This window comes from Pseudomonas sp. CFBP 13727, assembly GCF_014841915.1.
Taxonomy (GTDB): Bacteria; Pseudomonadota; Gammaproteobacteria; order Pseudomonadales; family Pseudomonadaceae; genus Aquipseudomonas; species Aquipseudomonas baltica.
Genome location: NZ_JACYUT010000004.1, coordinates 492,312 through 510,971 on the forward strand (window position 1 = coordinate 492,312; position 18,660 = coordinate 510,971).

The 18,660-nt window shown below is 63.0% G+C and carries 20 protein-coding genes; 7 read left to right on the top strand and 13 right to left on the bottom strand.

Annotated features, from left to right (window positions below):
• Positions 1 to 34: 34 nt before the first annotated feature.
• Entirely contained in the window at positions 35 to 436 is a 402-nt protein-coding gene (gene cueR, locus IFT76_RS15490) for a Cu(I)-responsive transcriptional regulator (protein ID WP_185795256.1), read from the bottom strand.
• A 57-nt stretch (positions 437 to 493) separates the two neighbouring features.
• Positions 494 to 880, bottom strand: a complete 387-nt coding sequence (locus IFT76_RS15495; RefSeq protein WP_192059155.1) for a hypothetical protein — start codon at positions 878 to 880, stop codon at positions 494 to 496.
• 156 nt (positions 881 to 1,036) lie between these two features.
• On the opposite strand from IFT76_RS15495, the gene IFT76_RS15500 reads away from it, so the two are divergent.
• Both IFT76_RS15500 and IFT76_RS15505 read left to right on the top strand, forming a co-directional pair.
• Entirely contained in the window at positions 1,037 to 1,234 is a 198-nt protein-coding gene (locus IFT76_RS15500; RefSeq protein WP_122480283.1) for a heavy-metal-associated domain-containing protein, read from the top strand.
• A 48-nt stretch (positions 1,235 to 1,282) separates the two neighbouring features.
• Positions 1,283 to 2,476, top strand: a complete 1,194-nt coding sequence (locus IFT76_RS15505; protein WP_185795255.1) for a multidrug effflux MFS transporter — start codon at positions 1,283 to 1,285, stop codon at positions 2,474 to 2,476.
• Here IFT76_RS15505 and IFT76_RS15510 read toward each other — a convergent pair.
• Entirely contained in the window at positions 2,473 to 2,652 is a 180-nt protein-coding gene (locus tag IFT76_RS15510) for a hypothetical protein (protein ID WP_122480281.1), read from the bottom strand. The two genes, IFT76_RS15505 and IFT76_RS15510, sit on opposite strands and share 4 nt — an antisense overlap.
• Before the next feature lie 414 nt (positions 2,653 to 3,066).
• Here IFT76_RS15510 and IFT76_RS15515 point away from each other — a divergent pair, with 414 nt between their 5' ends.
• Positions 3,067 to 3,762, top strand: a complete 696-nt coding sequence (locus tag IFT76_RS15515) for an ArsR/SmtB family transcription factor (protein ID WP_122480280.1) — start codon at positions 3,067 to 3,069, stop codon at positions 3,760 to 3,762.
• Between the two features lie 36 nt (positions 3,763 to 3,798).
• On the opposite strand, the gene IFT76_RS15520 is transcribed toward IFT76_RS15515, so the two are convergent.
• The 6 genes from IFT76_RS15520 to IFT76_RS15545 all read right to left on the bottom strand — a co-directional run bounded on the left by IFT76_RS15520 (position 3,799) and on the right by IFT76_RS15545 (position 10,083).
• The gene (locus IFT76_RS15520) at positions 3,799 to 4,752 is read right to left on the bottom strand and encodes an adenosine deaminase (RefSeq protein WP_192059157.1); all 954 of its coding nucleotides are present in this window, start codon (positions 4,750 to 4,752) and stop codon (positions 3,799 to 3,801) included.
• 135 nt (positions 4,753 to 4,887) lie between these two features.
• Entirely contained in the window at positions 4,888 to 5,679 is a 792-nt protein-coding gene (fecE, locus tag IFT76_RS15525; protein WP_192059159.1) for a Fe(3+) dicitrate ABC transporter ATP-binding protein FecE, read from the bottom strand.
• A gap of 4 nt (positions 5,680 to 5,683) precedes the next feature.
• Positions 5,684 to 6,652 carry an iron chelate uptake ABC transporter family permease subunit gene (locus tag IFT76_RS15530; RefSeq protein ID WP_122480277.1) on the bottom strand — a complete coding sequence of 323 codons (969 nt, stop codon included), beginning with the start codon at positions 6,650 to 6,652 and terminating at the stop codon, positions 5,684 to 5,686.
• On the bottom strand, positions 6,649 to 7,638 hold the full coding sequence (gene fecC / locus IFT76_RS15535; RefSeq protein ID WP_192059161.1) for an iron-dicitrate ABC transporter permease FecC: 990 nt from the start codon (positions 7,636 to 7,638) through the stop codon (positions 6,649 to 6,651). Before fecC ends, IFT76_RS15530 begins: the two co-directional genes overlap by 4 nt.
• A complete protein-coding gene (locus tag IFT76_RS15540; RefSeq protein WP_240998859.1) occupies positions 7,639 to 8,535 on the bottom strand; it encodes a Fe(3+) dicitrate ABC transporter substrate-binding protein in 897 nt (298 codons plus the stop codon). It abuts the gene before it with no gap.
• A gap of 174 nt (positions 8,536 to 8,709) precedes the next feature.
• Positions 8,710 to 10,083: an L-serine ammonia-lyase gene (locus IFT76_RS15545; RefSeq protein WP_192059163.1), complete on the bottom strand. Its 1,374-nt coding sequence runs from the start codon at positions 10,081 to 10,083 to the stop codon at positions 8,710 to 8,712.
• A gap of 102 nt (positions 10,084 to 10,185) precedes the next feature.
• Between IFT76_RS15545 and IFT76_RS15550 the strand changes: the two genes are divergently transcribed.
• Both IFT76_RS15550 and IFT76_RS15555 read left to right on the top strand, forming a co-directional pair.
• Complete coding sequence (locus IFT76_RS15550) at positions 10,186 to 11,103, top strand: LysR substrate-binding domain-containing protein (protein ID WP_122480273.1); 918 nt, start codon at positions 10,186 to 10,188, stop codon at positions 11,101 to 11,103.
• A gap of 94 nt (positions 11,104 to 11,197) precedes the next feature.
• Positions 11,198 to 12,289: a calcium:proton antiporter gene (locus IFT76_RS15555; RefSeq protein WP_122714702.1), complete on the top strand. Its 1,092-nt coding sequence runs from the start codon at positions 11,198 to 11,200 to the stop codon at positions 12,287 to 12,289.
• Between the two features lie 90 nt (positions 12,290 to 12,379).
• Here IFT76_RS15555 and IFT76_RS15560 read toward each other — a convergent pair whose 3' ends face one another.
• The 4 genes from IFT76_RS15560 to IFT76_RS15575 form a co-directional block, all read right to left on the bottom strand.
• Positions 12,380 to 13,063, bottom strand: coding sequence for an SDR family oxidoreductase (locus tag IFT76_RS15560; RefSeq protein WP_192059165.1), 684 nt, complete (start codon positions 13,061 to 13,063; stop codon positions 12,380 to 12,382).
• A 56-nt stretch (positions 13,064 to 13,119) separates the two neighbouring features.
• Positions 13,120 to 13,710: an IMPACT family protein gene (locus IFT76_RS15565; protein ID WP_192059166.1), complete on the bottom strand. Its 591-nt coding sequence runs from the start codon at positions 13,708 to 13,710 to the stop codon at positions 13,120 to 13,122.
• 25 nt (positions 13,711 to 13,735) lie between these two features.
• Entirely contained in the window at positions 13,736 to 14,398 is a 663-nt protein-coding gene (locus IFT76_RS15570; RefSeq protein ID WP_122480269.1) for a TetR/AcrR family transcriptional regulator, read from the bottom strand.
• A gap of 97 nt (positions 14,399 to 14,495) precedes the next feature.
• Positions 14,496 to 15,413, bottom strand: coding sequence for a LysR family transcriptional regulator (locus tag IFT76_RS15575; RefSeq protein ID WP_122480268.1), 918 nt, complete (start codon positions 15,411 to 15,413; stop codon positions 14,496 to 14,498).
• A 121-nt stretch (positions 15,414 to 15,534) separates the two neighbouring features.
• On the opposite strand from IFT76_RS15575, the gene IFT76_RS15580 reads away from it, so the two are divergent.
• Together IFT76_RS15580 and IFT76_RS15585 are read left to right on the top strand one after the other, a co-directional pair.
• Positions 15,535 to 16,881: an aspartate aminotransferase family protein gene (locus IFT76_RS15580; RefSeq protein ID WP_122714707.1), complete on the top strand. Its 1,347-nt coding sequence runs from the start codon at positions 15,535 to 15,537 to the stop codon at positions 16,879 to 16,881.
• A 24-nt stretch (positions 16,882 to 16,905) separates the two neighbouring features.
• Positions 16,906 to 18,399 (top strand): CoA-acylating methylmalonate-semialdehyde dehydrogenase, encoded by a 1,494-nt coding sequence (locus tag IFT76_RS15585; RefSeq protein WP_122480266.1) that lies wholly within the window; start codon positions 16,906 to 16,908, stop codon positions 18,397 to 18,399.
• Positions 18,400 to 18,660: the final 261 nt, after the last annotated feature.

The following is an 18,660-nucleotide window of genomic DNA, read 5'->3' on the forward strand; positions in this document are numbered from 1 at the left end:
GGCCTGCTTGCCAGCTGACGCCGTTTTCCCCTTGTCAGCTGCAACAGCCCCCGGATGCCAGCTCCTGAAGGATCGGGCAGTCCGGGCGGTCATCGCCGTGACAGTGTTCCACCAGGTGTTCAAGGGTGTTGCGCAGGCTGCTCAGCTCGCCGATGCGGCGGTCGAGCTCGTCGATATGCCGGCGAGCCAGCTGCTTCACGTCGGCGCTGGCACGCTTGCGGTCTTGCCACAGCGTGAGCAGCCTGGCCACTTCCTCCAGGGAAAACCCAAGGTCGCGCGAGCGCTTGATGAAACCGAGCGTGTGCACGTCCGCTGCCTGATACAGGCGGTAGCCGCTGTCGCTGCGCACGGCTGGCGCGAGCAGGCCGATCGACTCGTAGTAACGGATCATCTTTGCGCTGAGGCCGCTTTCACGGGCGGCCTGGCCAATGTTCATGCTCGAAATGTCCTCGGATGCGTTTGCGCCAGTATCAACCTTGCCCCTCCGGCAAGGTCAATACTCCAGTGGCTCGGGCTTCAAGTACAAGCCGGCGCTGCCTGCAGCGATACGGAATTTCTGAATCTGCCCGGCCTGCAGGGTCACGATTACCGGTTTGTACTCGGTCATGCCCGGCGCACACCCAGGCGTTTGCCCCGGAAGCTGACGCAAACCGACCGACACGGGGCCTGGCGGCAGGTTGAACGATGTGGCCTGCTCTTGAAACAGCCGCCCGACCAGTTGGTCCTGCAGGTACACCCCTATCTCGCAGGACGTGGCGACTTCCAGGCGCTCGCGGGAAACGATCAGAATGCCGTATGGCTGACCGGTACTGGCACCGGCCCAACAGCTCTGCGCTGCCAGGGCACATATTCCGAAAAGCCATGCAGTGGTAGGGCGCATCGAGTTACTCCTGGCAGGGTGGCAAGCGTCCAGCTTGGACGAGCTGCACGGGGAATTCCAGCCCGGCCGATCCGTGCAGAACTTGATCTTTACCTTGACCTTGCCCCGATGGGAAGGTTGAGAATGATCGCAATCCCGTCCCGCGAGATATCACCCATGCAACAGTTCACCGTGCAAGGCATGACCTGTGGCCACTGCGTACGCGCCGTGACCCAGGCAATCACCGCTCAGGATCCGGCTGCCCAGGTCCAGATCGACCTGGCAGTCGGCAAGGTCGAAATCGACAGCAACCTGCCGCCCGAGCGAATCGTCCAGCTGATCAGCGAAGAAGGCTACAGCGCGACACCCGCGTAACCCGGTTAGACTACGTCGCCTGTATTGTCAGGACGTAGTGAATACCCGATGAACTTCAAGACCATTCTGATCCTGGGGGCGCTCAGCGCATTCGGCCCCCTGGCGATCGACTTCTACCTGCCGGGCTTCCCTGCCATGGCGCTTGCCTTCGGCACCGACGAAAAGCACATCCAGACCACCCTGGCTGCCTACTTCCTCGGTTTGTCGATCGGCCAACTGATATACGGCCCGGTCGCCGATCGCTTCGGTCGCCGGGTGCCCCTGCTCGTGGGCGTTTCGCTGTTCACCGCAGCTTCGCTGGCCTGTGCCTTCGCACCCACCCTGGACTGGCTCATCGTTGCCCGTTTCGTCCAGGCCCTGGGCGGTTGCGCTGGCATGGTGCTGGCCCGCGCCATCGTCAGCGACAAGTGCGATGCAGTCGGCTCGGCCAAGGTGTTCTCGCAACTGATGCTGGTCATGGGCCTGGCGCCGATCCTGGCACCTATGCTCGGTGGCGTACTGGTCAACAGTTGGGGCTGGCAGTGGATCTTCATCCTGCTCACCCTGTTCAGCGCCGCCTGCACCTTGGCCGTCGCCTTGGGCCTGCCGGAAAGCATGCCCGCCGACAGACCCAGACGCCCCCTTGCAGGCGCCCCCAGGCTGTACGGCGGCTTGTTGCTGGACCCTGTGTTCATGGGGCATGCGCTGACCGGCGGAATCGCCATGGCCGGCATGTTCGCCTACATCGCCGGGTCACCGTTCGTATTCATCAAGCTCTACGGCGTACCCGCCGAACACTATGGCTGGCTGTTCGGCAGCAATGCCGCAGGGTTCATCCTGATGGCGCAGGTCAATGCGCGCCTGCTGTCGCGCCGCGGTCCGGCGTTGCTGCTGTCACGCACCGTGTGGGTGTACATGGCAGCGGGTGCGGTGCTGCTGGCACTCAGTGCGCTGCGGCCAACGGTCTTGTGGCCATTGCTGATCCCACTGTTCGTCTGTCTGGCGAGCCTGGGCGGGATCATCCCCAACGCCTCGGCGTGTGCCATGAGCGGACAGGGCTCACGCGCCGGCAGCGCTTCGGCGCTGTTGGGGTGTCTGCAATTCAGTCTTGCCGCCGCCGCCGCGTCGTTGGTCGGATTACTGCACGACGGCACGGCAATGCCGATGGCCTGGGTGATCGCTGGCTGCGGCATCCTTGCCGTCTGTGCGGCAGTACTGACACGCCGCTGCCAGCAACGGCGCGACCTGCAGACAGCCCGCTAACCGGCGCTGGCCCCCCGCGCCTGCGGCAGGCCGTGGGGCGCCTGCAAGCGGGCTTCGAGGGTGGCGATGAAGGCCCGCGCCTCGGCTTCGCTGCGGAATGACACCGCATGCTGGTCCATACGCACCTGCCAGCAGCTGCCACGTGGTTGCTTCAACTCAGAAAGAAGAACTTTCATTGCGATGTCCTCGGGCTCGAGATGAGGACCCAGTGTAGTCCTCATTTCGGGCGTGCGAGCGTCATCGGGTGCCCGTCAGACTGACGGCGAGGCAGCGCGAACCAAACAATCATGTAGGTCTGCAAGGACGGACATTGCGGGAAAAGTCCGCCCCGGCTGTGGGGTCAAACCTGTAATGAATGATGTATCCAACCGGTCTTCAGGCAACAGAGCGACGCGTTGCGGGCGCTTGAGCAAGCGTCCCGGAAAATGCCGTCGGTAAGGGCGGGCCATACAAGTACAGGGTATTGCACACCCCTCGCATTCGATGCTGGTCCCCGGCGCTTTCGTCCAATTCCGTACAACGGCGGGGTGCATATAATCACCCCGGCAACCATTGCCAGATTGACGAACGTTTCCACAGGGAGTGAACACATGCAACCAACACCTTGCATCAGCCGGATCGCCACATTGCTGGCCGACCCCAAGCGCAGCGCCATGCTCTGGGCGCTCATCGACGGCACCACGCGAGGCGCCGACGAGCTGGCATCGCTGGCAGGTGTCTCGCCCTCGTCGGCAGGCGCGCATCTGGCGCGGCTGTCGGCAGGTGGTCTGCTGACCCTCGAAGCGCGTGGGCGCAAGCGTTTCTTCCGTCTGGCCAAGCCTGAAGTAGGGGCGGCGGTGGAGGCATTGGCCAGCGTCTCGTTGGTGCAAGCCAATGCGGGAATGGCGGCGCGCATCAGCGTGCCCAAACCGCGCTCGCCCAAGGCCCTGCATCAGGTGCGGCTGTGCGGTGATCATCTGGGCGGCGTGCTGGCGGCCGACCTGTTCCAGCGCATGGTCCAGAACGGCTGGCTCGAACACTATGAACAGCGGCTCGAAGTGACGGCGCTGGGCAGCAGCCGCCTGGCCAGCCAAGGCATCTATACGCAGGCACTGGTCAATCGCGAGCGCCAGCCGCTGCACAGCTGTTGCGACTGGAGCACCCAGCGCCCGCACGTCGGCGGCGCACTGGGTGCAGGGTTGCTGACCCTGTTCCTGCAGTCGGGCTGGCTCAAGCTCAACGAAGACAGCCGCACGCTGCAGGTTACCCGTCTGGGCATGAGCGAGATCGGTCGCTTGGGTACGTGATGGGGCGGGTGAGGCCGGGGTTCGACCCCGCCGGCCTCATTGCTTGATCAGGCGAGCATCCAGGCTGTTCTGCGCCAGGCGCCCAGCCTGGTCTTGGGTCATGCCCAGATGGGTGTACAGCGCGTGGTAGTTCTCGGTGACGTAGCCGCCGAAATAGGCCGGGTCATCGGAATTGACCGTGACCTTCACGCCGCGCTCGAGCATGTCGAGAATGTTGTGCTGGCTCATGTGATCGAACACACACAGCTTGGTGTTGGAGAGCGGGCATACGGTCAGTGGAATCTGCTCGTCGATGATGCGCTGCATCAGGCGCTCGTCCTCGATGGCACGCACGCCGTGGTCGATGCGCTGGATCTTGAGCAGGTCCAGGGCTTCCCAGATGTACTCGGGCGGGCCTTCCTCACCGGCGTGGGCGACTGTCAGGAAGCCCTCGTCGCGGGCGCGGTCGAACACGCGCTTGAACTTGCTCGGCGGATGGCCCATCTCGGAGCTGTCCAGACCCACGGCAACGAACGCATCACGGAAAGACAAGGCCTGATCCAGGGTCTTCTGCGCCTCGTCTTCGCTCAAATGGCGCAGAAAACTAAGGATCAGCCCGCTGTCGACGTTCAGCTGGGTACGGCCGTCATTCAGTGCGGCAGTGATGCCGCCCAGCACCGTTTCAAAGGCGATACCGCGGTCGGTGTGGGTCTGCGGATCGAAGAACGGCTCGGTGTGTACGACGTTCTGGGCCTTGCAGCGCAACAGATAGGCCCAGGTCAGGTCGTAGAAATCCTGCTCGGTGCGCAACACGTCGGCACCGCGGTAATACAGGTCGAGAAACTCCTGCAGGTTATTGAACGCATAGGCTCCACGCAGCGCCTCCACATCATTCCAGGGCAACGCGATCTTGTTGCGCTCGGCCAGGGCGAACAGCAGCTCGGGTTCCAGCGAGCCTTCCAGGTGCATGTGCAGTTCGGCCTTGGGCAAGGCATTGAGCCAGTCGTACATGGTGTTTTCGTTCTCTCATCAGGTGCAATCGTGCCCGATTCTACAGGTATTGCCCTTCACTCGCAGCCGCGAGGGCCCAACCGGCAGGTTCGTGCCGACGCCCGGCGGGTCGGCCCCGGTCGGGGGCCAGACCATTCACGTCGAGGCGCGCGTGCTTTTTTCCACCACGCACATCGGCGTGCCCGCCACCGGCTCACGGACGATCTGCACCTGCACCTCGAATACCTGCTGCATCAATTGGGCATCGACGACCTGCCCAGGCGGACCATCGGCCACCAGGCGACCTTGATGCATCACCGCCAGATGATCGGCGTAGCGGCAGGCCTGGTTGATATCGTGCAACACCGTAACCACGGTCTTGCCTTCGGCGGCAAGCTGGCGCATCAGGTCGAGCAGCTCGACCTGATGGCTGATATCCAGGTAGGTCGTGGGCTCGTCGAGCAACACCACCGGCGTATCCTGCGCCAGCACCATGGCCAGCCAGGCCCTTTGCCGCTGGCCGCCGGAGAGGTCCGCCAGCGCGGTGTCGGCCAGTGATTCCAGGCCCATGCGCTGCAGGGCCTGCTCCACGGCATTGCGGTCCGTGCCGCTCAGGCGCCCCCAGAAGCTGTTGTGCGGGCTGCGCCCATAGGCCACCAGTTGGGCAACGCTGACCCCTTCGGGAATGGGCAATACCTGCGGCAGGAACGCCACATGCTGCGCCAACGCGCGCGACGACAGCTGCGCGTAGGGTTGGCCATCCAGGCTCACCGTCCCGCATTGCGGCGTGATGATGCGTGCCAGGGCCTTGAGCAGCGTCGACTTGCCACAGCCATTGGGCCCGATCAGCGCGGTGACTTGCCCGGCAGGCGGGGTGAACGAGAGATTGCGTACGATAGGCGTGGCGCCGTAGCCGATATCGACGCCGTCGGCCTTGATGATGCTCATGATGTCAGCCCTTGAAGCGTGCCAGCAGCCAGAGAAAGTAAGGTGCGCCGATGACCGCGGTCAGAACGCCTGCCGGGATCTCGCTGGGCGCGATCAGTGTGCGTCCCAGCGTGTCGGCCAGCACCAGCAACAGAGCACCGATCAGCATCGAGGCCGGCAGCAGGTGCTGATGATGCCCGCCCACCAGGCGGCGCGCCATGTGCGGCGCGACCAAGCCAAGAAAGCCAACCGGGCCGATGATGCCTACACCCAGGCTGCTCAACAGCACCGCTGCGCCCATCGCCAGCCAGCGTGTGCGCTTGAGTGCGGTACCCAGGCTGTGGGCTGCTTCGTCGCCCAGGCCGATCAGGTTCAGCGGTTTCGCCAGGCCCAGCGCCAATGGCATCAGCACCACGAACGGCAGGGCCAGCGCCAGATGATGCCAACTGCGGCTCCACAGGCTGCCCGTCAAGGCCAGCAACGCCGTGTTGATGTCCAGCGGGTGCGACAGAATCAGAAACTCGGTGATGCTCGACAGGGTCACGGCGATCGCCACCCCGGACAACGCAAAGCGCACGCCGGAAAAACTCACACCGCTGTTGTACAGCGCCAGCAGCAGTGCGCCGCCGGCGCCGCCCACGCCGGCCACCAGCGGCAGCCAGGTAAAGGGCAGCTGCGGTACCGCGATGATGGCAATGGTCAGGGCCAGCCCGGCGCCCTGGGTCACCCCCAGAATCTCCGGGGAAGCCAGCGGGTTGCGAATCACCCCCTGCACCAGGGCGCCGGCCAGGCCCAGGGCGCTGCCGGTCAGGATCGCGATCAGCCCGCGCGGCAGGCGGTGGTTCCACACCTCGAAGTCCAGCGGGTCATGCGCCAGCAAACGCTCGAACACTGCATTCGGCGCCAGCCATGAGGTGCCTGCACTCAAACTCAGCCACAACGCCGCAAGCAACAGCGCGAGCAGGATCAGCAGGCGAGGGTAGGGCCGAATCATTGCGTGCGCCTGGCAAGGTAAAGGAAGAACGGTGCGCCGATCAGCGCGGTCACCACCCCGGCCGGCGTCTCGGCCGGGAAGGCCACGGCGCGGCTGACCAGATCGGCCGCCAGCACGATCGCCGCACCCAGCAAGGCGCTCGCCGGAATCAGCCAGCGATAGTCGTTGCCCAGGTATTGCCGGGCGATGTTCGGCGCGATCAGGCCCACGAAGCCGATCGGACCAACCGCGCAGACACTGGCACCCACCAGCAGCAGACTGGCGAAAAACACCTGCAGGCGCAGGCCGGCGATACCGACGCCCAGCGAGCGAGCCGCATCCTCGCCCAGATTCACCAGGTTCAGGCGTGGCGCGCAGAAGAGTGCCCACAGGGCACCGATCAGAGTGCAGGGCCACAACAGTTGCAGTTGCGCAGCACCGACGTTGGCCAGCGATCCGGCCAGCCAGTTGAGCACGCTCTGTGCCTGCGCCTCGACCAGTATCACGGTCAGCCGCGTCAACGCCGCACACAGTGCCGCCACGGTCACTCCGGCCAGCACCAGTCGGCCTTGCGCCGCCGCTGGGGACCAGGCGCCACCCAGGCTGAAAACGATCACCCAGGCCAGGGCACCCCCCACACACGTCATCAGCAACGCGCCGCCTGCGAACGGCAGGGCCACCAGGCCCGTGGAGAACAATGCCAGGCCCAGCGCGGCGCCTGCCGTGACCCCGAACAGGGACGGCGACGCCAAGCGGTTGCGGGTAATGCCCTGCATCAATGCACCGGCCAGTCCCAGACAGGCACCGACCAACGCAGCGCAGAGCGCCCGCGGCACCCGCAACTGGGCGACGATATAAGCCATGTTGCCGCCCTCACGGCCCTGGCTGAACAGCCCGTTGAACGCATCCGCCTGGCTGATCGTGAACGGCGACCAGGCGTACAGCGACGTCCAGAACAGTCCGGCGACGACCACCGTGCCCAGCGCCATCGCCCACCAACGCCTCATTCAGGGCGTCATGGCGGCTTTGCCGCCCTTGAGAATGGCCAGGGCGTCTTCGGCAATCTGCTCGGACGCCATCACCCCGCGGTTGCGGGCCCAGGTGTCACCGTCGACCTCTGCAACCTGATGATTGCGCACTGCGCCCAGCACTTGCCACAGCGGCTGCTGGCTCCAGCTGTCGACCAGGCTCGGATGCCGGTAGTGCCCGACGAGCAGCCAGGCAGGGTCCAGCGCCAGCAGTTGTTCCAGGCTGACGAACTCGGTCGGTGCCGCGTTGCTGCGTACCGGCGGAACCTGCAAACCGATTGCCGCCAATACGCTGCCCGCATAGGAGTGCGGTCCATGTACGGAGAAGCTGTCTTCCCGCGCCACACCGAACAGCACCTTGGTACCGGCGGGCACCTGCCCGGCGATGTCGGCGAGGCTGCGACGGTTCTGCGCGATCCGCGCCTGCATCGCCTCGCTCTTGCCCAACGCCCGGCCAATCAACTCGGCGGACTTCAAGCTGCCTTCATAGTCTTCCCCGCGCGAAGGCAGCAGCAAGGTCGGCGCCAGGCTTGCCAGGTCAGCGTACAGCGCCTGATGGCGATTGAGATCGGCAATGATCAGGTCAGGCTTGAGCCGCGCGATCTGTTCGATGCTGGGCTGGGCGCGCAGGCCCACCGAGCTCCACTGACCAATGGCCTGCCGTACTCTGGGCAATACGCGATTGGCGTCGCCATCGTCGGCGGCGCCAACCGGGGTGACGCCGACTGCCGCCAGGCTATCGAGAAAGGAGAACTCCAGCACCACCACACGTTGCGGCGCTTGGGGCAGATGGACGGTGTGTTGGCCATCATTGATATCGATGGGCGCTGCGACGATGAGTCGTGTGCACAAGGCCAGGGCACTGGCGACGATCATCGAGGTGAGGCGGGAACTGCGCATGGACAAATACCTTCGCTGTGGAACCTGCGCGCTGGGCGGGCGCGCAAAAACGGCGGGTACTATTCCATATCAGGCTGTCGTGATCAAAAAACATTCTCTTTTACGAGTGTTTCGCGCTTTCGGACTTACCTTCGAAACGGTGGGTGCAACTCAGCACTCCACGAGGTTGACCGCCAACCCGCCGCGCGAGGTTTCCTTGTACTTGTCGTGCATGTCGGCGCCAGTGTCACGCATGGTCCGGATGGCGTGATCCAGCGAGATGAAGTGCTCGCCATCACCGCGCAGCGCCATTTGCGCGGCGTTGATCGCCTTGACCGCGGCAATCGCATTGCGCTCGATGCACGGCACCTGGACCAGCCCTCCGACCGGATCGCAGGTCAGCCCCAGGTTGTGCTCCAGGCCGATTTCCGCTGCGTTCTCGACCTGTTCGGGCGTGGCACCCAGCACCTCGGCCAAGCCGGCAGCCGCCATGGCGCAAGCCGAACCCACTTCACCCTGGCAGCCCACCTCGGCGCCGGAAATCGACGCGTTCTTCTTGCACAGGATGCCTACCGCCGCAGCTGCCAGGAAGAACCGGACCACGTCGTCGGCCGACGCTTCCGGGCAGAACTTCATGTAGTAGTGCAACACCGCCGGAATGATCCCGGCCGCGCCGTTGGTGGGGGCGGTCACCATGCGCCCGCCGGCGGCATTCTCTTCGTTCACCGCCAGAGCAAAGACGTTGACCCATTCCATGGCACTGAGGGTGGAGCCAATGACGTTGGGCTTGCCGATCTCCTGCAGGTTCTGGTGCAGACGATAGGCCCGGCGGCGCACGTTCAGCCCGCCTGGCAGAATGCCTTGCCCGGTCAGACCTTTATCCACGCAAGCCTGCATCGCTTGCCAGATCACCGCCAACTGTTCGCGGATCTGCGCTTCGGAACGCCAGGCCTTTTCGTTTTCCATCATCAGTGCCGCAATGCTCAGGCCGGTGCGCTTGCACAGGCTCAGCAACTGCGCCGCCGAGGAAAAGTCGTAGGGCAGGACGGTGGTGTCGTTGTCCAGCACACCGCTGGCAGCCTGCTCGGCATCGACCACGAAACCGCCACCAACCGAATAGTAGGTCTGCTCGTGCACCTCGCCGTTCTGCAGGTGCGCCACCAAGGTCATGCCATTGGGGTGGTAGGGCAGGCTCTCATCGAGCAGAAGCATGTCGCGCTGCCAGTCGAAATGAATCGTGTGATCGCCCAGTTGCAGGCATTGCCGCTGGATCACTTCGTCGACCCGAGGCCCGACGGTGTCCGGGTCGACCCGGTCCGGCCATTCGCCCATCAAGCCCATCAGGGTCGCGCGGTCACTGCCATGGCCTATGCCGGTGGCGGACAGCGAGCCATACAAGCGGGCTTCGATCCGCTCCACCAGCGGTGCCATGCCTTGTTCAATGAGATTTTTGGCAAACAGGGCAGCGGCGCGCATCGGGCCCACCGTATGCGAACTGGAGGGGCCGATGCCGATCTTGAACATGTCGAATACGCTGATAGCCATGTCTGCCTCATTCTCTCTCTATACACTCGTGCCTTATCTTTGGCCTGACAGACATTTCAGACAAACGATACTTACTAAGTCACTGTTTAGCGGGGCTCACCGATGAGCAAGATCCTCAATGCCCAAATGCACGCCTGGCTGCAGGTGTTTGCCTGCGCCGCGCGGCATCTGTCCTTCACCCGCTGCGCCGATGAATTGCATGTGACCCCCGGTGCCATCAGCCAGCAGATGAAGCAATTGGAAGATCGCCTGGGCTTTGCGCTGTTCCATCGGGTGGGTCGCGGCCTGCAATTGACTGCGCAGGGCCAGCGCCTTGCGGTGGTCGCCAACGAAGTGCACAGCCGCATCGACGAAGAACTGCGGCTGTTGCATTCCGGCACCATCGGCGGGGTGTTCAAGCTGCGCAGCATCCCTTCCTTTTTGAGCAAGTGGCTGATGCCACGGTTGCCCAGCCTCGAGCGGGCTTTTCCCGAGCTCCAGCTGCGGGTGATCGCCGAGGACAGCAGTGGCTCACTGCGTGACGACGATTTCGACCTGGCCATCGACCTCAACGATGGCAGCTACCCAGGCCTGGTCACTACACCGTTGCTGGAAGAGGAGCTGTTCCCGGTGTGCTCGCCCACTCTGCTTGAGGGTCGTCCGCCATTGGACAGCCCCGGCCAGCTGGTGCACTTCCCATTGCTGCACGACATAACCGCCTGGCGCGGCAGCTATGAATATGCAGAGTGGGAGTTCTACCTCTCGGCGATAGGCGCCGAAGGCATCGATGTGCGCCGCGGCCACACTTTCAATCGCAATCACCTGACCATCGATGCGGCGCGCATGGGCATGGGTGTTGCCATCGCCCGTCGCGCGCTGATCACCGACGAGCTGGAACAAGGCTCGCTGATCGTGCCGTTCGGATGGCCCATCCAGGCCCGCAAGAAATACGTGCTGGCGTACCGCGAAGGCGCACTCAATACGCCAACCCGACGTGCCATCCATGACTGGTTGGTGGCCCAGGCACAGGTCTGCCCCTGAACCTTTGCAGCTGTCGCGTACTCTGATCCGCTGATTCTTGTTACATCCAGTTACTTTCAGCGGCACAGGTCGCAGCAATCAGCGAAGGCAGGCCATGATCGCGTTACTCAAGCAGGAAAAATTTCTACTTCTGGCGGTGATCGCCGCATGCATTGCCTTCCCGGCCGAGCACTACCTGCTCAGCCATGGTCAAGGCGTGGCACTGGGCGCGGGTATCGCCCTGGTCGTGGCGATCATCTTCGCCTCGGTGCGAGTTGCCGGGCACGCCGAGTTGCTCGCCGAAAAATTCGGTGACCCCTACGGCACCATGATCCTCACCCTGTCGGCGGTGCTGGTCGAAGTAGTGGTACTGGGCATCATGATGAGCAACGAGCCATCACCGACCCTGGTGCGCGACACCATCTATTCGGCGGTCATGCTCGACATCAACGGCATTCTCGGGCTCGCGGCACTGATGGGCGGGCTCAAGCATGGCGAACAGTCCTACAATGACGATTCGGCGCGCAGCTACAGCGTCATGATCCTCACCGCCATGGGTGTGTCCATGGTGGTGCCGGAGTTCATCCCCGAGGGCAACTGGAAGGTCTACTCAGGCTTTACCATCGGCGCCATGCTGGTGCTCTACGCCTTGTTCCTGCGCATGCAGGTCGGGCCGCACAGTTACTTCTTCAGCTACAACTATCCGGAAAAGAAGAAGCGCAAGGGCGTGACCACCGAACCCGAGAAGCCGGTTCACCTGGGTTGGTCGGTGGGTACCCTGGTGTTCGGTATCGTCGTCATCGGCGCCCTGGCCGAAGTCATGTCCAAGACCATCGACCTGGGTCTCGAGGGCACCGGTGCACCACCGGTGATGACGGCCATTCTGGTGGCAGCCATTTCCGCTGCGCCGGAAATCCTGACTGCACTGCGTGCAGCATTGGCCAACCGCATGCAGTCGGTGGTCAACATCGCCCTGGGTGCCTCGCTGTCAACGGTGATCCTTACCGTACCGGTCATGGAAGGCCTGGCCCTGTACAGCGGCCAGCCGTTCCAGATGGCAATGACACCGGTGCAGACAGTGATGATCTTCATCACCCTGCTGGTCTGCGCGATCAACCTCAACGACGGCGAAACCAACGCCATCGAGGGCATGACTCACTTCGTGTTGTTCGCGACCTTCATCATGCTATCGATCCTGGGCCTGTAAACCACCGTCTAACTGGCACTGCCCGCATCCTGTAGGAGCGGGCAGTGCCCGCGAAGAGGCCGCCGCTGACACCACCGCTTCCCTCGGACCTCACCAGTCGATCTTCTCGCCCCTGTAATCGAGAAACTGCAACCCACCCTTGCCCAGCTGCGCGGTGATCACATCCACCAATCCACGGGTACTGGTGGCAACGTCCAGACTGGCACCGTCGCCGCCCATGTCGGTCTTCACCCAGCCCGGATGCATCGACAGCACCGTCAACTGCGGCCGCGCCAACTCGGTCACGAAGGTATTGGTCATCGAATTCAAGGCCGCCTTGCTCGCTTTGTACAAGGCCATGGGCGACCCTTCAGGCATCGCCACACTGCCCAGCACCGAACTCATGAAGGCGATCGCACCGCCATCGGCGACATTGCCCGCCAGTCGCTGGGCCAGACGGATCGGCGCCACGGCATTGATGACGAACAGTTCACCGATGTCTGCATCGCTGGCCTGGTCGGTGTTGTAGCCCGCCGGCCCGGACACCCCGGCATTGATGAACAGCAGGTCGAAGGTCTGCTGCTGCAGCCGCAGGCTCAGGGCGTCCATGGACTCCAGGCGAGTCATCTCCAGCGCCTCCACCTTCGCGCCGGTGGCCGTCAGCGCCGGCGGCACCTTGTCCAGATCGCGAACCGTGGCCGTCACCTCCCAGCCATCTTCGCTCAAGCGTTCCACCAGCCCCAGACCCAGGCCACGGGATGCACCAATCACCAACGCTTTCTTTGCAGTTGTCATTGCCACTCTCCTGAACAAAGGAAACAGACTAGCACTCGCTGTCAGCAACGACGCGCTCAAGACGCGACGGCTTGCAGCACGATCCGTCCCCTGGAAAGGTCGGCAAGCTGCTGCGCCAGGGTAGCGATGGCCTCACTGGCCACTGCCAGCTGCAGATCGACCCCATTGCTGGTGAAATCTTCTGCAGTCACCAACCCCTGAACCTCGGCCACCCGAAGCTTGACCAGGGCCAGCTCACTGAATGTGCAGGAACAGCTCACAGCCACCCGCGCGATCAACAGGCGCTTGGGCGCCTGCTGCAGGCATTTGTTCGCCCCTCCGCCATAGGCACGGGCCAACCCTCCTGTACCCAACTGAATGCCGCCGTACCAGCGAATCACCAGCACCACCACCTGATCGCAATCCTGTGCCTCGATCGCCGCCAGGATCGGTCGGCCTGCGGTACCGCCTGGCTCGCCATCGTCGTTGCTGCGGTACTGATCGCCCAGTTTCCACGCCCAGCAGTTATGGGTCGCGGCCAGGTCACTGGTCTGTTCGATGAAGGCCTGGGCGTCCTGCACGCTGGCTATCGGCGCGGCGAGGGTGATGAATCGACTCTTGCGAATCTCCTCGCGGTACTCGCAGGGTCCCAGCAGGGTAGAAGGCATGCTTATCTCTTGGCTGTTGCAGTGATCACACCGCAGGGGTCAAGCCGCATCCTTTCAGAATGATGCGGATCAGGTTGTCACTGGCGTGTTCGAAGTCATGCCGTGTCAGGCGCGCCTGTCCGGTCACCCGGCAGATCTGCGTGGCGAAGTCGGCGTAATGCTGGGTACTGCCCCACAGCAGAAAGATCAGGTGCACTGGGTCGACGGGGTCCATCTTGCCGGCGTCGATCCAGGCCTGGAACACCGCGGCACGCCCCGCGAACCAGCTGCGGTAGTCCTGGCTGAAGTACTCGCTCAGGCACTCGCCGCCGCTGATGATCTCCATCGCGAAGATCCGTGACGCCAGTGGCTGGCGGCGCGAGAACTCCATCTTGGCGCGGATGTAGCGGGTCAGCGCCTGCGCCGGATCATCCTCGGCGCGCAACGTATTGAAGGTGCTGTCCCACAGCTCGATGATGTTGCTCAGCACCGCAATGTACAGGCCGAGTTTGTTGGTGAAGTAATAGTGCAGGTTGGCCTTGGGCAAGCCTGCATTCAACGCAATGGTGTTCATGCTGGTGCCCTTGAAACCGTGCCGGGCGAACTCGTCTTCGGCCGCTTTTAGAATCGCTTCTTCATTCTTCTGGCGGATGCGGCTGGCAGGTTTGCCACTGACCGAGGCGCTGTGCGCGGGGACTTCGAGACTCATGGGCGATTTCCGAACCGATCGTTTGAATACTGCAGATGCGTTGATAGCGTACCCGCCCTGATCCGACAAGCCTTGATGGATAAACCACGACGATCCTTCAGCGCGTCTGCGCCAGGCTTTCCAGAAAGCTTTCCAGCACCAGATGGGGCCTTCTGCCCTTGCGCGTCACCCAGGACAACGTCAGGTCATAGAACCGCTCGCTCGGTTTCAACGCACGCAGACGCCCCTGTTGTACCCAGAAAGTGGCGTAATGGTCGGGCAGGTAGCCGATGTAGCGTCCCGTCAGAATCAGAAACGCCATGCCCTCGCGATCCGAGGCGCTGGCGGTGCACTTGAGCACCTGGTAACGCGCCTGGATATCGGCCGGCAGACGAAATGTCGGCGCGATGGCTTCCTGTGCGTTGAGGCGGTCGCCATCGAGTGCCTCGTCACTGGCGTAGAACAGCGGGTGGCCGACCGCGCAGTACAACAACGAACGCTCACTGTACAGCGGCTGGTACTCGAGCCCCGACAACGGGCTCGACTGCGGCACCACGCCAACATGCAAGCTGCCATCGAGCACGCCCTGCTCGACCTGGCTGGGCGCGATCATCCGGATCTGGATGCGCACATCGGGCCCACGGTCCTTGAGTTGCGCCAGCGCATGGGTGATGCGCATGTGTGGCAGCGTCACCAGGTTATCGGTCAGGCCGATGTTCAACTCGCCACGCAGGTGCTGGTGCAGGCCGTTGACGCCGGTGCGGAAGCTTTCCAGCGCCGCCAGCAACTGCAGCGCCGATTGATAGACCTCGCGGCCTTCTTCGGTCAGGGAAAACCCTGCGCGGCCACGCTGACACAGGCGCAGGCCCAAACGCTGCTCGAGGTCGCTCATCTGCTGGCTGATCGCCGAACGACCGATACCCAGGACGTTCTCCGCCGCAGAAAAGCCGCCGCACTCCACCACGCTGCGAAAGATGCGCAGCAGGCGAATATCGAAATCACTGACCTGCGCGAGCGGATCGGGGCGACGGCTCATAGTTTAGTAGCTGCCTGACTGAAGATCGTAAAAGTTGGGTTTTCCAGACTTTATCGTCGTGACACCGTAGAGGCAACACGCTTGTCATCGCGTCTTCAATCGCTCAATGAGGTCTGTGCACATGAACATGCCCGAGAACGCCCCTGTCGGCATCACCAGCCAGCTCAAGCTGGATGCTCACTGGATGCCGTACACCGCCAATCGCAGCTTCCAGCGTGACCCGCGGATCATCGTCGCGGCCCAAGGCAGCTGGCTGACCGACGACAAGGGCCGGCAGATCTACGACAGCCTCTCCGGCCTGTGGACCTGCGGTGCGGGCCATACGCGCAAGGAAATCCAGGAAGCGGTGTCGCGTCAGCTCGGTGTGCTCGACTACTCGCCCGCGTTCCAGTACGGCCATCCGCTGTCCTTCCAGCTGGCGGAAAAAATCACCGACCTGACTCCCGGCAATCTCAATCACGTCTTCTATACCAACTCCGGCTCCGAGTGCTGCGACACCGCCGTGAAAATGGTCCGTGCCTATTGGCGCCTGAAAGGCCAGGCCACCAAGACCAAGATGATTGGCCGGGCCCGTGGCTACCACGGTGTCAACGTTGCCGGCACCAGCCTGGGCGGCGTCAACGGCAACCGCAAGATGTTCGGCCAGCTGATGGACGTCGACCACATCCCCCATACCCTGCTGCCGGGCAATACCTATTCCAAGGGATCGCCGGAGGAGGGTGGCATTGCCTTGGCCGATGAAATGCTCAAGGTCATCGAGCTGCACGACGCTTCCAACATCGCCGCCCTGATCGTCGAGCCCATGGCGGGTTCGGCAGGCGTGCTGCCACCGCCCAAGGGCTACCTCAAGCGCCTGCGTGAAATCTGCGACCAGCACAATATCCTGCTGATCTTCGACGAGGTCATCACCGGCTTCGGGCGCACCGGCGCCATGTTCGGTGCCGACACCTTCGGCGTGACCCCGGACCTGATGTGCATCGCCAAGCAGATCACCAACGGCGCCATTCCGATGGGCGCCGTCATCGCCAGCACCGAGATCTACCAGACCTTCATGAACCAGGCGACGCCCGAGTACGCCGTTGAGTTCCCCCACGGCTATACCTACTCGGCGCACCCGGTGGCCTGCGCCGCCGGCCTTGCCGCGCTGGACCTGCTGCAGCGCGAAAACCTGGTGCAGAACGTCGCCGAGCTGGCACCGCATTTCGAAAACGTGCTGCACGGCGTCAAGGGCGCGAAGAACATCGTCGACATTCGCAACTACGGCCTTGCCGGCGCGATCCAGCTAGCGCCACGCGATGGCGATGCCATCGTGCGCCCCTATGAGGTGTCCATGAAGCTATGGAAAGCCGGATTCTACGTGCGCTTCGGCGGCGACACCCTGCAGTTCGGCCCCACCTTCAACGCCCAGCCGCAAGACCTCGATCGCCTGTTCGATGCTGTTGGCGAAGCCCTCAACCAGATCGACTGACCTTTTTTCCAAGGAGCCCATTGCATGAGCACTATCCAACACTTGATCAACGGCGATCTGGTTTCCAGCGGCGACCGTACGGCCGATGTCTTCAACCCGTCGACCGGCCAGGCCATCCGCAAACTCCAGCTGGCCAGCCGCGAGACCGTGCAACTGGCCATCGACGCCGCCAAGGCCGCGTTTCCAGCCTGGCGCAAGACTCCAGCGGCCAAGCGTGCCCAGGTGATGTTCCGTTTCAAGCAACTGCTCGAGCAGAACGAAGCCAAGATCGCCCAGATGATCAGTGAAGAGCATGGCAAAACGCTGGAAGACGCTGCAGGTGAACTCAAGCGCGGCATCGAAAACGTCGAGTTCGCCTGCGCAGCACCTGAGGTGCTCAAGGGTGAGTACAGCCGCAACGTCGGTCCCAATATCGATGCCTGGTCCGATTTCCAGCCACTGGGTATCGTTGCTGGTATCACGCCGTTCAACTTTCCGGCCATGGTCCCGCTGTGGATGTACCCCTTGGCCATCGTCTGCGGCAACTGCTTCATCCTCAAGCCGTCCGAGCGTGATCCCAGCTCTACACTCTATATAGCGCAACTGCTGTTGGAGGCGGGCCTCCCGGCTGGCGTACTCAATGTCGTGCACGGTGACAAGGTCGCGGTGGACGCGCTCATCGAAGCGCCGGAGGTCAAGGCACTGAGTTTCGTTGGCTCCACGCCGATCGCCGAGTACATCTACAGCGAAGGCACCCGTCGCGGTAAACGCGTTCAGGCCCTGGGTGGCGCGAAAAACCACGCGGTGTTGATGCCCGACGCCGATCTCGACAACGCGGTCAGCGCCTTGATGGGCGCAGCCTACGGTTCCTGCGGTGAGCGCTGCATGGCCATTTCGGTAGCCGTGTGCGTCGGCGACCAGGTCGCCGACGCCCTCGTGGCCAAGCTGACTCCGCAGATCAAGTCGCTGAAGATCGGCGCCGGCACGTCTTGTGGTCTGGACATGGGCCCACTGGTGACCGCCCAGGCCCGTGACAAGGTCTCAGGCTATGTCGATGACGGTGAGCAGGCCGGCGCCAAGCTGGTCGTGGACGGTCGCGGTCTGAGTGTATCGGGCAACGAAGAAGGCTTCTTCCTCGGCGGGTGCCTGTTCGACCACGTCACTCCACAGATGCGTATCTATAAAGAAGAAATCTTCGGCCCGGTGTTGTGCATCGTCCGTGTCGAAAGCCTCGAGCAGGCCATGCAGTTGATCAACGACCATGAATACGGCAATGGCACTTGCATCTTCACCCGCGACGGTGAAGCGGCACGCCTGTTCTGCGACGAGATCGAAGTCGGCATGGTCGGTGTCAACGTACCGCTGCCGGTGCCGGTCGCCTATCACAGCTTCGGCGGCTGGAAGCGCTCCCTGTTCGGCGACCTGCATGCCTATGGCCCGGATGGCGTACGCTTCTACACGCGACGCAAGGCCATTACCCAGCGCTGGCCGCAACGTGCCAGCCACGAAGCCTCGCAGTTCGCTTTCCCTAGCCTTTAAGCGTCGAGAAAGGGCGGGCCGCCAGGCCCGCCCTTTGCTTTTAGGGATATGTGACAGTTTTTTGAAATTACCTGTTGACGCCCCTCTCAATGTGTCTATAATTCGCCCCACTTCCGGCGCAGCCGAAACGATAAACTCCTTGATAATCAATGAGTTAGCCGTTTCAGAAGGTTCGGAAGGGTTTCGATCGTCAAGGTCGGAAGCGGTGAAAAAGGCAGTTGACAGCGGTTTGAAACGCTGTAGAATTCGCCTCCCGCTGAC